This window comes from Parapedobacter composti, assembly GCF_900112315.1.
Lineage (GTDB): Bacteria > Bacteroidota > Bacteroidia > Sphingobacteriales > Sphingobacteriaceae > Parapedobacter > Parapedobacter composti.
Genome location: NZ_FOLL01000001.1, coordinates 474,892 through 489,736, shown reverse-complemented (window position 1 = coordinate 489,736; position 14,845 = coordinate 474,892). Strand labels below are relative to the sequence as shown.

The following is a 14,845-nucleotide window of genomic DNA, read 5'->3' as shown; positions in this document are numbered from 1 at the left end:
TAAGCATAGCACGATGAAACTTGCATCGGTAACCATCGCAGTGTTGGCGGTCCTGGCATTGCCCGATGCGCAAGCGCAGTCATTGCACCGCTTCACCGAAGCCCTCTACATCGAGGTTCCGTATAACTATGGTCGCGAGGCGGTTTATACAGATGAATTACTGTGGCATTACCACAGGGGTTCGCTGGCCGCGCCTGCGCCGGGACAGGCATTGGAAGGCCGCACCGCTGGAGAAGGCGCTGCCGTGTGGTCGCCGGTTACCGCCGACACCTCCGGCTTCTTCCGCCCGCAACCGGGCGCAGGCGGCAACCTGAATAGCCCGAATAATCCCGCCGGGCCGGGGCGAATCGACCGCCAAAGCAGCCAAACACCGCGCACTCCCCAACGCTGGCGTCCGGGTCCCAGCTACATTTATACAACATACCGGTCGCCAAAAGCGCAAAGCGCCGTACTCAATATCCGTGGCAACAGTGCCGTGCTGGTCAACGGGGAATTGCATGCGGGCGATCCCTACCGGTTGGGTTGGATGGCCATTCCCGTACACCTGAAAAAGGGGCTGAATGAATTTTACATCCGCGGATTGTTCGTGGCGGCCGAACTCCACTTTCCCGAAAGTGAGGTATACGTAGATCCGACGGATGCCACCCTGCCCGATATCGTTGAAGGGAAAGACAACAGCCAACTGATGGCCGGCCTCGTGGTGGTAAACACCACATCGAAACCGCTGGTCAATCTGTCCGTAAGCAGTACCGTGCAGGGGAAAACCGTTTCGGCCGCCGTACCTGCCATCCTTCCGTACAGCAGCCGCAAGGTGGCTGTGCCCATTGACGGGTCGGGCATAACGCAAACGGGCGACGTGCCGTGCCTGATCACCCTGAAAGGGCCGGGCAGGGCAGTCCATGAACAGCCGATCACGCTGCGGAGTGTTTCCGCCGCTACGCCCTATCGCGTCACATTTATCAGCGACATAGACGGCAGTGTGCAGTATTATGCCGTTAATCCGGCAAGCACGGGGGAAAAGCCGGGCGATGCACTGTTTTTTTCCGTACACGGCGCGGGTGTGGAAGCACTTGGGCAGGCACAGGCATATACCGCCAAGGATTGGGGCACGCTGGTGGCTCCCACCAACCGCCGCCCGCGGGGCTTCAATTGGGAAGATTGGGGGCGCCTCGATGCACTTGAAGTGCTCAACCTGGCCCGGCAGTCGCTCCGCCCGGATACGCAGCGCATTTACCTGACCGGCCACTCCATGGGCGGCCACGGTACGTGGTTCCTCGGCGCCACTTATCCGGATAAGTGGGCGGCTATCGCGCCCTGCGCTGGATATCCTACGCTAAAGGGTTACGGATCAGCTGACGGACTGATACCGGATAAAGGCCGGAATGCGCTGGAAGACATGCTGCTGCGCGCCAGTAACCAGAGCGATGTGATCGCCTATGCCTCAAATTATAAGCCCCTGGGCATTTACATCCTGCATGGCGATGCCGACCGTACGGTGCCTGTTGAATATGCCCGGCAGATGCGGAAGGTGCTCGGCGACTTCCACCCTAATTTCGCTTACTACGAATATCTGGGCGGATCGCATTGGTACAGCAATGAAAGCGTGGACTGGAAACCGCTGTTTGACTACTTTCAATGGCACAGGCGCAACGTGGATACCGCCGTGCACCATATCGACTTCACGACGGCCAATCCCGGTATATCGGCTGCTTACTATTGGGCATCCATCCACCAGCAACAGGAACCGCTGAACTATTCGCGTATCGTACTCGACCGCGACGTAAAGATGGGAACGATAAGCGGAAAAACCGAAAATGTCGGCCTGCTGCGCCTTGACATCGGCGCATTCGCCCCGGGACAACCTGTCCGCATACGCCTGGATAGCCTGAATGAAATCAGCTATCAACGTCCCGAAGCCAGCCTGCTTTATCTGCGGCGTGAGGCCAACAGCTGGCGGATAACCGAACCGCCGGCACGCGCCGAGAAAGGTCCGCACCGCAACGGCAGCTTCAAGGAAGCTTTCAACCACCGGATGGTTTATGTGTACGCCACCCGCGGTACTGACGAGGAAAACCGCTGGGCCCTGGAAAAAGCCCGCTACGACGCTGAATCGTGGTATTACCGGGGCAACGGTGCATTTGACATCGTGGCAGATACCGAATTTGACCCCGCGGTGTATGCCAACTGCAACGTCATTCTGGTTGGCAACGCTTCCACAAACGGCGCATGGCACAGCTTATTGTCCGACTGCCCGATCAGGGTGGAACGCTCGGGAGTTCGGATAGGAAGCCGGTACCACCAGGGTGACGATCTTGGCGGATATTTCAGTTGGAAGAAGCCGGGAAGTGATCACCTTTCCGTTGGTGTGATCACCGGCACGGGCATCAAGGGCATGCGGGCTGCGGCGGCCAACCAATATTTTGCCGGTGCCAGCGGATTCCCGGACTACCTCTTCTTTGCGTTCGATATGCTGAAGCATGGATCTAATCATGTGGTCGATGCCGGATACTATACCAATCAATGGGAGATTAATCAATGAAACGACATTTCATAACAGCCTGTTTAGCTACATTTATCGGAACGGCCTGCCCGGCACAACAGCTGGTACCCCCCGATTCTATACGCGGAAAAATGCAATGGTTCGCTGATGCGAAGCTCGGCATCTTCATCCATTGGGGCATCTACGCCGTAGACGGGGTGAGCGAAAGCTGGAGTTTCCACAACGGCGATGTGCCGTATGACACCTACATGAACCAGCTCAAGGGCTTTACCGCCACCCACTACGACCCCGAGGCGTGGGCGGCGCTGATTAAAAAGAGCGGCGCCCGGTATGCGGTTATCACGACCAAGCATCACGACGGCGTGGCGCTTTGGGATACCCAGCAAGACCACTACAGCACGGCAAGGCATACTCCCGCGGGGAAAGACCTGCTTACCCCGTTTTATCGCGCTCTTGACCGGCATGGTATCAAACGTGGCGCTTATTTCTCTTTGCTGGATTGGAGCCACCCCGACTATCCGGGCTTCCTGAAAGATAGCAGCCGCTACGCCATAGCAGATGATCCCGAACGCTGGCAACGGTTCCTTGCGTTCAACCGGGCGCAAATGGATGAACTCACCAAACAATTCAACCCTGACCTGTGGTGGTTCGACGGCGATTGGGAACACAGCGCCGACGCATGGGATGCTGCAGATATCCGCCAACGGCTGCTCGCCGCAAACCCGGCGACGATCATCAATGGCCGGCTACAGGGCTATGGCGACTACGATACACCCGAACAGAACTTTCCCGTTACGCGCCCCCGGTTTGATTGGTGGGAGCTGTGCATGACCATCAACAACAACTGGGGGTACCGGCCGAGTGATACCGCTTGGAAAACACCTTACGAGATCATTACCATTTTTGCCGATGTGATTGGAAATGGTGGCAACCTCTTGCTTGACATTGGCCCAAAAGCCGATGGCACCATCCCCCCGCAGCAGGTAGATATCCTGGAGGCACTGGGCAACTGGACGGAAAAACACGAAAAGGCCATCTTTGGCACGGTTGCCGGATTGCCACAAGGTCATTTCTACGGACCCTCCACCTTGTCGAAAGACTCGACGTCGCTGTACCTGTTCATACCGGGAAAAGCGCAAGGGCCAGTCGTTGTCAAGGGGCTGTCCAGTGATATTGTCCATGTCTCCGACGTGGCTACCGGAACTCCGGCTCCGCATAAGATAGTGGGCAAGATATCCTGGAGCCCTGTACCGGGACTGGTTTATATCGACATCCCGCAGGAAGCACAGGATGCCTACATGAATGTACTGGAAATCAAGCTCGGCGGTCCGCTCAAGTTATACCGAGGCCACGGAGGGCTGGGCACAGAATGAAAAAGCAATTTAAATGGATGCCTCTTGTAGGTGCATTGGTTTTGCTTTGTATACAACCTGTACGGGCACAGGACTTTTCAGTAATCGCCTATTACACCGGTGATGACAAAGCCATCGACCGCTATGAAGTCGACAAGTTGACTCACATCATCTTCAGTTTCGGGCATCTGAAAGATGGGCTTTTCCGTATCGACAACGCCCGGGATACCGCGGCCATCCGGCATCTGGTGTCATTGAAGCAGCAACACCCAAAACTGAAGATCATGCTTTCGTTGGGCGGCTGGGGTGGCTGCGAACCGTGTTCGGACGCCTTTTCCACGGCAGATGGCCGCCAGCGCTTTGCCCGATCGGTCAAGGAAGTAAACGACTACTTCGGCACGGATGGCATTGACCTGGATTGGGAATATCCTGCCATCCCGGGGCATCCGGGACATCCATATAAACCGGAAGACCGCGAAAACTTTACCGCGCTGGTTATTGCGCTCCGGGAGGTACTGGGCGATAGCAACGAGCTCAGCTTTGCCGCCGGCGGGTTCCAGAAATTCCTGGATGAATCGGTCGAATGGCACAAAGTGATGCCGCTGGTTGACCGGGTCAATATCATGAGCTACGATCTGGTACATGGTTACTCCACGGTCACCGGCCACCACACGCCGCTGTACAGTGTCGGGCCGGATGAGGAGTCGACCGACCGTGCGGTGCAATACCTGACCAAGCTCGGCATCCCTCCGGAAAAACTGGTTATCGGCGCCGCATTTTACGCCCGTGTCTGGAAAGACGTGGCGCCGGAAAACAACGGCCGGTACCAACCCGGTGAGCATACCAACGGTTTTCACTTTAAGCGATACGAACAGGAACTGACTGCCGAAAAAGGCTGGCGGTATCACTACGATGAAGAGGCCGAAGCCCCCTACTGGTATAACACCAAGGAAAGAAAATACGCCACGGGAGACAATATCCGTTCGGTAACGGCCAAAACGCGCTATGCTCGTGAAAAAGGCCTCGGCGGCATCATGTTCTGGGAATTGACGTTGGATAAGGAACGTGGAGGCCTACTGGATGCGATCGCCACGGCGATTGACCGCATCCAATAGGCATCAACTACATTAATATTCCAGCACGGTGACCTCCGTACGCCGGTTGGCCTGATGGGCTAATGGATTTTCCCACGGCTCCACATTACCCGACCGCCGTTCGAGCAGGTAATCTTACAAACCGTATTCATTGCCTCCCGGAAATCCTCTTCCATCCCCGTCTTTCTGCGAATAGCCGTCCGTACCGGCGTCTATATACCGCAATACGTACAACATTCATTGTATGCGGAAAAGACCAGCACCCGGGTATGCGCTTTCTTCTACCTTGCTTCGGAGCTCAACCGGAACTCGACCGGAACTCGTTGGGAACTCCGCCGTAGCTTGTCCGAGTTCGGCCCGGACAAGCTACGCACGAGACACCACCAAGGTCGCACCAAGTTCCGGTCGAGGTCCGAAGCGGGTTATAAGTAAGTGGAAGAAGTTAACGTCAAGGAAAACGAACCGGTTCCGAAAAAGGGGCTGCGGCCTATCGCCGAGGCGGCTGTTTATAAGGCTCATCAGTATTGATGTTCCGCACGCTGTTTTTCTGCAACCAGCTAAGAAATCCGTGGGTATCCTCGGGTGTAAATTGCACAATGGCTCCATCCTTGAGCGAGATAATAAACACATCCAATGTGTTGGTAAAGGCCGATAACTCGGAGGCCGGGTGGCCGAAACCGGGATAAGTATTGTTTGTACCCATACGCATGTATTTTTTTTAGCACCGGTGCCACCAAAAAAAGACGTGGGACACCACACTTATCGACATTGAGGCACTGGTATACCTGACTCCGAATAAGCGAGCGCCCACGCCATGGGCGTGAGCGTTCTTACTTATCGTCTTGGAGTCTTAAAAATTACCAGTTTCCAATGCCCAGACTTAAAGCAAAAACAGCTTTAAAATTTCTTATATGTTGACACAAACATACGTAAATTCACTTTGACATGCAATATAATTGTGTGGTATCTGACGGCTATATCTTGTTTGCTGATAATAGCATCAAGGCCGGGCCGGATGATATTTAACATTTTTTAACTAAAAACGAGTAGTGCTTTAGTCTTATATTTGCGATACCACTTACCGATAAAGGGGCGATTATCCCTGATAATCTGGCATCAATGTTTGTCAATATCCCATTGAATTCGGAAAAGAAAAAGAAAAAAGCAGGCTTAACCGCCTTAAGATTTTGGTTTGTTTTAATAGGTAAGAAGATGCCGGTAACCGCCCTGGTTACCGGCTCTTCTATTTTTTGGCTATATCGCTGCCGTTTTTTCGGAAAGCCAACGCCGTTCGTCATCGTCCAGCCGTGGAGATAATGCTTCATACACCCGTGCATGATAACTATTCAACCAATCGATATGCCGGGTATCCAGCAGCGATTTATCAATCAATGCGGTATCGATGTAACAAAGCGTCAGTGTTTCAAACGCCAAGAATGTACCGAATAATGTCTCTTGATGGTCGATACTGAGCACTAGATTTTCGATGCGGATACCGTAAGCCCCCTCCCGGTATAACCCCGGTTCAATGGATGTAATCATGCCCGGTTCAACCGCCACATCAACCGCTGCCGCATTGAAGGTATGCGGACCCTCATGCACATTAAGGAAAAAGCCGACACCATGACCTGTACCATGCCCGTAGTTACGCTGATGGTCCCACAAGGGTTTACGGGTAATGGCGTCCAGTTGATAGCCGCGCGTGCCTTTTGGAAACACCGCCGTGCTCCCTTCAATCATCGCTTTTAATACCAATGTATAATCCGTCCGCTCGGCATCGGTAATATTGCCCAACGATACGACGCGGGTAATGTCTGTCGTGCCTGTTACGTATTGCCCGCCTGAATCCACCAACAGTAACCCTTCGGGTTGCAACGGACTATCGCTTTGGGGTGTGGCCTTATAATGCGGGAGCGCCCCATGCGCCCGGTATCCGGCGATGGTATCAAAACTCTCGCCGACAAACCCTTCCTGAGCTGCCCGGAATTGCCGCAGCGTGCCAGCAAGGGAAATTTCCGTGATGGTTTCTTTACCGACGGTCTCCTCCAGCCACTTGAAAAAACGAGTAAGGGCTACGCCATCTTTCTCCATGGTTTCACGCGTGTGTGCAATTTCCACCGGATTCTTTACCGCCTTGAAATGCGTGGTTGGATTCGTCTGCTCAATAATGGTTGCCGATTGTAGGGCCCGGGTATACATGGCAAAGCAAGTGCGCTTGGGGTCTATGAGCAGCGTGGTTCCAGGGTCAAGGGCATCCAAGGCTTCCTCCACCTGTTCGTAATCGGCTACCTCAACGCCAGCAGCCGTCAATGTTGTTAACGCTGCATCCGGCAGTTTCCGCCGGTTGATAAACAACGTGGCGGTATCGGCGGTGATCAGCGCAAACCCGAGCACCACCGGATTACAGGCTACGTCACTGCCGCGGATATTAAATAGCCAAGCCAGATCGTCAAGCGACGAAATCAAATGCGCGTTTACCCGCTTGCGTTTCATATCTTCACGCAGCCGCTGTAACTTGTTTTCCGTTGACGCTCCGGTAGTGGCCTCACCCAACAGGTATGCCGCGGCTGCAGGCAAAGCCGGGCGGTCTTGCCACAACGGGCTGAGCAAATCCACGCTGCTGTTCAGGCGTATTCCGGCCGGAAAGAGCTTCTCTTGCACCGCCTTTGCAAGCGCCACGGAGGCCAGCCTGCCATCGAAGGCCACCACAGCGCCCTCAGGCAGGCACTCGGCGAGCCATTCTGCATATTCCGGAGCCGTCTGTACCTTTAGTTTTACCAGTTCATACCCGCTTCCGGTCAATTGTTCGTTTGCCTGCACGAAATACCTGGAATCCGTCCACAGGCCAGCGAAGTCTTGGGTTACCGCCAGGGTACCGGCAGACCCGGTAAATCCTGATGCCCATGCAATACATTTATAATGATCAGGAAGATACTCACTGATGTGCGGATCGGAAGATGGGATGATATAGGCATCGATATGATGCTCGGCCATCAACCCACGGAGGGCGGCCAACTTTTCGATGTGTGTCATTGTTTCTTGTTTTGCAGGAGCGCAAGTTACGAAACTTTATTGTCTGCTGCCCGCATACTTGTTACATTTGCTGGCAAACCATTTTTCAGGAACGCTGTATTTTTTATATGCAATTGTTATTCGCTGTATTGTTGTCATCTCACATTATCAAGCAAGATACCATCGACAAAGATCTGTTAGCCTTCGGAACCAATAAAGTTATCCCAAGCGTCATTGAAAGGCAAGCGCTTATCGCACTGTCTTATTTTCCTGAGTTAAAGGAAACCAGTATCCATTTTGTTTTCCGGCCGGGATTGAAGGGCTCCGTTATGGCAGCGCGTCCTGCGATAGGTTCGTTATTTAAAAAGCGGGACAAGCGTACTTACCAAATCCTGATCAATCCGGTATTTAAGCTGGAACACGCCATTGAACCGATGCGCCAGATCCCCGACAGCGTGATGATTGGTTGGTTGGGCCATGAGCTGGGCCACATTATGGATTACGAACGCAAAAGCACCTGGAGCCTGATGGGATTCGGGATTTCCTACGGGTTGTCTAAAAAGTTTGTGCGCAAAGCTGAACGCGTTGCCGATTCGTTTGCTGTTAATCGGGGAATGGGCGACTACCTGGTGGCTACCAAAGCGTTCATTCTTGACCATTCGGACCTGCCCCAAGCCTATAAGGATAAAATTGCCGCATTATACCTTTCTCCGGACGACATCGTGGAACTGATTTCAGACCTGGAACGCGAAGACCAGAGGAAACAGGACAAACGGGTTGCCGACGAAGAAGAGGTAATGCGCGAAGTTGATGAAGAGCTTAAAAAATCGGAGCGAAAAAAAGACCGCAGCTAAGCTTAAGCCAGCTTGCCGATGAACGCTTCGAAGTTTCTGAAGTCTTCTTCGGCCATCACACGCGGTATCTTCGTCTGCCCTCCCATTTTTTTGGTTTCACGGCTCCACTGGTAAAAATAGTCGGCCGGAACAATCACTGCCTCCACGCCTTTCAGTGCTTTACTACGGGCAACTTTGTAGTTTTTATTGGTGTCTGCCAGTTCGCTATCCAGAAATTCGATAACTGTGGCGGGATCCAGCGTCTTATTGGTACCGAGGTACCACCTATTGATGTAATCTTCTCCTTTCCGGATCGCTGCCACGGTAAATTCCAGCACCTCCGTATCGAAGCGTTCACCCAGTTTTTTCATCGCGGCGTTCATCTGATGCACCGAAAGCTGCTCACCTACCACATTGAGGAAGTGTTTTGTACGACCGGTAATGATGATTTCTGCTCGCTCCATATCGGTGATCATCACCGTATCGCCGATCATATACCGCCATGCACCGGCTACGGTAGAGATAAGCAGCACATATTGAACATTGGGCTGCACATCAGCCAATGTCAGCACCTGGGCATCTTGCCTGACGCATCCATGTTCGTCCATATTTTCTTCTGTAAAGGGAACAAACTCGAAGAACACGCCGTTGTTCACGATCAAGGCCATCGCGTTGGTATCTGGCCGTTTTTGTGTGGCAAGATAACCCTCTGACGCCAAATAGGTATCAATATAGATGAGCGGTTTGCCAATCAGCGCTTCAAAACTTTTCCGGTAGGGTTCGAATGCTACACCGCCAGAGGTGTACACCTGCAGGTTGGGCCAAATATCGTGTATGGTGCCGACTTTATTATAGCGGATAATTTCTTTGAGCAGCAACTCCGACCACGACGGGATACCCGTCATGCTTCCGATATCCCATTTGGAAGCATGGCTGGCAATTTTACGCACACGCTCATCCCAGCCCTGGATGGCTGCAATCCGTGCACCGGGCTTATAAAATCGCCTGAACCACATCGGAATATTAGCGGCGCTGATGCCGCTGATTTCGCCCTCCAGAAATTCTCCATTGGGTGTCAGCGCTGTACTGCTTCCCAACATCATAATCTGTTTTTCGAAAAAATCGCCGGGAAGATCAAAATTTTTGAGGCTCAGTATCTGCTGGATGCCCGACCGCTTGATGGCATCCAGCATATCATCAGTAACAGGTATTGCCTTGCTGTTCGTGGTAGTGCCGCTACTTAATGCGAAATAACGCTGCCCACCTGGCCAAGTAACATTCTGGTATCCTTCTCGGAGGTAATGCCACCATTCTGCATACAGCTTATCATAGTCAAATATCGGTACGGCTTGCTGGAAGGCTTGGGTCGGATCTGCGCTGGCCAAAATTTCTTCAAACCCGTACTTCTTACCAAATGCAGTATATTTCGCTTTATCTAACAAATGATGCAACACCTTCAATTGGGCTTCCATCGGGGAAGGGTGGTCATGAATGTACTCGGTTACATCTATTGCTCGTTTTATAAGTTCGCCGATAATTGCCATTGTTGGTCGCGTTGTTGTGAAGAAAACAGCGCAAGTGTATTTTTGTTGGGCACATCTGCCGCTTTTGGTTAATTTAGCATTCGAAACAACAACAGATACGACTATGCTAAGACTCTTGTTTATTTTATTTGCCATCTCCTTCCAACAGGCGGTTGGCCAGCCCTTAGCACAGAAAATCGCCTCGGCTTACCGGGTTTTTGAAAGCCACGAAAGCATGGCCAACGGAATTGCCTCGCTGGTCGTTATCAATGCCAACACCGGCGAAGTTATCTTCGCTAAACATGAAAAACTGGGCCTGGCTCCGGCTTCTACCCTCAAAGCGGTCACCGCCGCTACGGCATATCATGTGCTTGGCCCGCAACATACCTTTGAAACCACTTTGTTTTATACCGGCACAATTGAAGCCGATGGCACATTGAGGGGCAACATCGTCATCCGCGGAACGGGCGATCCTTCCTTGGGCAGCGACCGCTTCCCGCAGACAGTGGATACCTTGTTGCTGGGAACATGGTTGCGGGCGATACAGACAACGGGCATCCGCAGCATTGAAGGGGCAATTATTGCAGATGACCGGTTGTATAACGGGCAAACCGCGCCAGGAGGATGGACATGGCGAGACATGGGCAACTATTACGGGGCGGGCGTATCTGCCCTGAACTGGCGGGAAAATGCCGTGGGCGTCAACTTTATTCCCGGAAGTGCGCCCGGCATGCCTACACGTGTCGCCAATACGACTGCCGACATCAGCTACCTCCAACTGATCAATGAAGCCACCACCGGCAACCGGGGCACGGGCGACCGGGTATACGCCTATGCGGCACCATATGCCTCGCGCGTGTACTTGCGCGGCACGTACGGCATTGACCTCAAAAAGACCATTTACCTCTCGCTGCCGGATGGCGCATACGATGCGGCCTATCAACTGCACCGTGTGCTGGATAATGCAGGCATCAAACAAACAAGCCAACCCACCACCGCCCACTTGCTGGCCCTCGCAGGAAGCAAGCTGCCGGGAGCGGGCACCCCATTGCACCACCACCGCTCACCGACGCTCGGCGAACTGGTTTACTGGTTTAACCAAAAGAGCGTTAACCTTTATGGGGAGGCACTCCTGAAAGCGATAGCCGACCGGCTTGACGGAAAGACCGATACACGCGACGCCGCAGCAACGCTGATGGACTTCTGGGTAAAAAAACTGGAAATAATGCCCGGCGAACTCAGAATCCTGGACGGCAGCGGCCTTTCACCGGAAAACCGGATAACCACCCATGCAATGGCCCGCATACTGGCCGCGGCGAAAAAAGAACCCTGGTTCGGTAGTTTTTATGAAAGCCTGCCCGTTAACAACGGCATGAAAATGAAAAGTGGCACCATCAGCGGCGTGTTAGGATACGCAGGCTACCACACCTCCAAAGCGGGCACCCCGCTGGTGTTTGCCCTGATCGTGAACAACTATCAGGGGAACGCCACTCCCATGCGGCAGCGGATGTTCAGGCTGTTGGATGTATTGAAGTGACAAATCATTATAAAGTACTATCTTTAAGTACTACCTTTGCGCCTTATTGCAGAGCAAAAGACCAATTTTCATCATGAGTAAAACGAATCGTAAGCAAGATGCCCTGGACTACCATGCCAATGGAAGGCCCGGCAAAATTGCTGTGATACCGACAAAGCCAACCCAATCGCAGCGCGACCTATCATTAGCCTACTCGCCCGGTGTGGCGGAACCCTGCCTGCGCATCGCTGAGAACAAGGAAAACGCCTATAAATATACGGCGAAGGGTAACCTGGTGGCTGTTATCAGCAACGGCACCGCCGTGCTGGGTTTGGGTGACATTGGCCCCGAGGCTGGTAAACCCGTAATGGAAGGCAAAGGACTGTTGTTTAAGATATTTGCCGACATTGATGTGTTTGACATCGAACTGGATACCAAAGACGTCGATGAGTTTGTACGCATCGTCAAGTGTTTGGAACCGACATTCGGAGGCATTAATCTGGAAGACATCAAAGCTCCCGAATGTTTCGAGATTGAGCGCCGGCTCAAGGAGGAAATGAGCATCCCGGTAATGCACGATGATCAGCACGGCACGGCCATCATTTCCGGCGCGGCACTCATCAATGCATGCGCGCTGCAAAAAAAGAAATTGGAAAAAGTCAAAATCGTGGTGAACGGCGCCGGTGCCGCAGCAATCTCATGCACCCGCATGTATGTGGCGCTTGGTGCCCGCAAGGAAAACATCATCATGCTGGACAGTAAGGGCTGTATACGGCATGATCGGCCGAACCTGGATGCGACCAAGGCTGAATTTGCTACAACCCAAGCTGTGGACACCCTGGAAGAGGCCCTCAAAGGTGCGGATGTCTTCATCGGCCTGTCCATTGCGGATGTGATGACACCCGAGATGCTGAAAAGCATGGCCAAAAACCCCATCGTATTTGCAATGGCCAACCCGGATCCCGAAATTGCTTATCCGCTAGCCGTAAAAACCCGTAAGGACGTCATTATGGCCACTGGCCGCTCCGACTACCCCAATCAGGTGAACAATGTACTGGGCTTCCCCTATATTTTCCGCGGCGCGCTGGATGTGCGGGCAACCACCATCAATGAGGAAATGAAAATAGCTGCCGTAAAGGCGATAGCCGAACTGGCAAAAAAACCGGTACCCGAAGCGGTAAACCAAGCTTATAATACCCAAAACCTGAAATTCGGACCGGAATACATCATCCCGAAACCCACAGACCCCCGCCTCATTACCGAGGTGGCCCCTGCCGTGGCACGTGCGGCGATGGACTCGGGAGTGGCCCGGATGGATATTACCGACTGGAACAAGTATGCGGAAGAACTGCGCCAGCGCTTGGGCCAAGACGACCGTATCATGCGCAACCTCAGCGAAGCGGCCAAGCTCAACCCTAAACGTGTGGTCTTTGCTGAGGCCGATAATTACAAAACCCTCCGCGCCGCACAGATCGTAAAGGAAGAGGGCATCGCCGTTCCCATCCTCCTCGGAAACCGGAAAAAAATCAACCAACTGATCGACGACCATCTCCTGGAGCTGGACGACGTCATGATTATCGACCCACTGGAAGAAAAAGGAACGGAACGTTTCCAGCAATTTGTAGACTACCTCTATGCAAAACGCCAACGGCGGGGCATCTCTTACCTTGACGCGCAAAAATTGATGCTCGACCGGAATTACTTCGGTGCTAGCCTGGTTCAATTCGGTGAGGCTGATACCTTAATCTCGGGCCTAACCAAGAACTACGCAACCACGATACGTCCGGCCCTGCACGTTATCGGTACGCAACCGGGCAGCAAACTGGCGGGCATGTATATGATGCTTACCGCAAAGGGACCGGTATTTTTTGGCGACACGACGGTAAACGCCAATCCCGATTCGGAAGAGCTGGTGGATATCACCCTCCTGCTCCACGAAGCGGTGAAGAAAATGAATATCACACCGCGCATCGCACTCCTCTCTTATTCCAACTTTGGATCAAATGATGGCGCCGTACCTGCTAAAGTGCGGGAGGCGGTACGCCTGCTCCATGAACGCCACCCTGACATCCTGGTAGACGGAGAAATGCAGGCCAATTTTGCGACGAACAGCGAGCTGCTCGCGGCAAATTTCCCCTTCAGCGTGCTGAAGGGGAGCCCGGCCAACACTTTGGTATTCCCGAACCTTGAATCGGGCAACATTGCCTACAAGCTCTTGCAGGAGATTGGCAATGCAGAGGCCGTGGGTCCTATCCTTCTAGGGATGAACAAGCCGGTGCATGTACTGCAACTGGACAGCTCCGTGCGCGAAATCGTAAACATGGTCATCATCGCCGTGGTAGATGTACAGTCGCGGGAAACGGCAACCATCAAAAAACGGAAATAAAAGCGCGGCCATGTATGAATACTTGAGCGGTAAGCTGGTGGATAAAAGCCCCACGCATGTGGTAATCGATGTCGGCGGCATCGGTTACCATGTGCATATTTCGTTGCATACGTATGCCCAAATCAAGGATACGGACCAAGGTAAATTGTATATCAGTTTCCAGGTGCGGGAAGATGCACATACCCTTTACGGCTTTGCCGAAGCGGGCGAACGCAGCCTGTTTGAGCACCTGATATCGGTATCGGGCATTGGTCCGAACACGGGACGGATGATACTGTCGTCCATTACTCCCGACGAAATCCAATCGGCCATCATCAACGGCAATGTACCGCTGATTCAACGGATAAAGGGCATAGGGCCCAAAACGGCCCAGCGGATGGTGTTGGAACTGCAGGACAAGCTCAAAAAACAGGGGCCTGATGCGCTCACGGCCGTTCATCGGCAGCAAACCGTGCCCGAAGAAGCACTAAGTGCTTTGGTGATGCTCGGTTTTGTGCGTGCACAGGCGGAAAAAGTATTAAGCAACATCATACAAGGCAGCCCCAATCTGAGCGTGGAGTCACTTATTAAAGAAGCATTAAAAAAGCTTTGACTTGTTTCTTTCGGATTTTTGCTAAATTGGGGGGCAG

10 protein-coding genes are annotated in these 14,845 nt (G+C 53.0%); 7 read left to right on the top strand and 3 right to left on the bottom strand.

The window, feature by feature from the left end:
- Positions 1–13: 13 nt before the first annotated feature.
- From BM030_RS01760 to BM030_RS01750, 3 genes are read left to right on the top strand one after another with little or no spacing between them, the layout of a single operon-like run.
- Positions 14–2,539, top strand: coding sequence for a prolyl oligopeptidase family serine peptidase (locus tag BM030_RS01760; protein WP_139215780.1), 2,526 nt, complete (start codon positions 14–16; stop codon positions 2,537–2,539).
- The gene (locus BM030_RS01755; RefSeq protein WP_090970419.1) at positions 2,536–3,873 is read left to right on the top strand and encodes an alpha-L-fucosidase; all 1,338 of its coding nucleotides are present in this window, start codon (positions 2,536–2,538) and stop codon (positions 3,871–3,873) included. The genes BM030_RS01760 and BM030_RS01755 overlap by 4 nt, the downstream gene beginning before the upstream one ends.
- 17 nt (positions 3,874–3,890) lie before the next feature.
- Positions 3,891–4,967, top strand: coding sequence for a glycoside hydrolase family 18 protein (locus tag BM030_RS01750; RefSeq protein ID WP_090970992.1), 1,077 nt, complete (start codon positions 3,891–3,893; stop codon positions 4,965–4,967).
- Positions 4,968–5,433: 466 nt separating this feature from the next.
- On the opposite strand, the gene BM030_RS01745 is transcribed toward BM030_RS01750, so the two are convergent.
- Together BM030_RS01745 and BM030_RS01740 are read right to left on the bottom strand one after the other, a co-directional pair.
- Positions 5,434–5,649 carry a hypothetical protein gene (locus BM030_RS01745; protein ID WP_139215779.1) on the bottom strand — a complete coding sequence of 72 codons (216 nt, stop codon included), beginning with the start codon at positions 5,647–5,649 and terminating at the stop codon, positions 5,434–5,436.
- Positions 5,650–6,200: 551 nt separating this feature from the next.
- Positions 6,201–7,979, bottom strand: coding sequence for an aminopeptidase P family protein (locus tag BM030_RS01740; RefSeq protein ID WP_090970414.1), 1,779 nt, complete (start codon positions 7,977–7,979; stop codon positions 6,201–6,203).
- A 107-nt stretch (positions 7,980–8,086) separates the two neighbouring features.
- Here BM030_RS01740 and BM030_RS01735 point away from each other — a divergent pair, with 107 nt between their 5' ends.
- Positions 8,087–8,812: a hypothetical protein gene (locus BM030_RS01735; RefSeq protein ID WP_211657495.1), complete on the top strand. Its 726-nt coding sequence runs from the start codon at positions 8,087–8,089 to the stop codon at positions 8,810–8,812.
- Between the two features lie 2 nt (positions 8,813–8,814).
- Here the strand turns inward: BM030_RS01735 and BM030_RS01730 are convergent, their stop codons facing one another.
- Positions 8,815–10,335: a GH3 family acyl-acid amido synthetase gene (locus BM030_RS01730; RefSeq protein ID WP_090970990.1), complete on the bottom strand. Its 1,521-nt coding sequence runs from the start codon at positions 10,333–10,335 to the stop codon at positions 8,815–8,817.
- 103 nt (positions 10,336–10,438) lie between these two features.
- Between BM030_RS01730 and dacB the strand changes: the two genes are divergently transcribed.
- From dacB to ruvA, 3 genes are all read left to right on the top strand, one after another.
- Positions 10,439–11,851, top strand: a complete 1,413-nt coding sequence (gene dacB, locus BM030_RS01725) for a D-alanyl-D-alanine carboxypeptidase/D-alanyl-D-alanine endopeptidase (protein WP_170845602.1) — start codon at positions 10,439–10,441, stop codon at positions 11,849–11,851.
- Between the two features lie 73 nt (positions 11,852–11,924).
- Positions 11,925–14,216, top strand: coding sequence for an NADP-dependent malic enzyme (locus BM030_RS01720; RefSeq protein ID WP_090970410.1), 2,292 nt, complete (start codon positions 11,925–11,927; stop codon positions 14,214–14,216).
- A 10-nt stretch (positions 14,217–14,226) separates the two neighbouring features.
- Positions 14,227–14,808, top strand: a complete 582-nt coding sequence (gene ruvA / locus BM030_RS01715; RefSeq protein ID WP_090970988.1) for a Holliday junction branch migration protein RuvA — start codon at positions 14,227–14,229, stop codon at positions 14,806–14,808.
- Positions 14,809–14,845 lie beyond the last annotated feature (37 nt).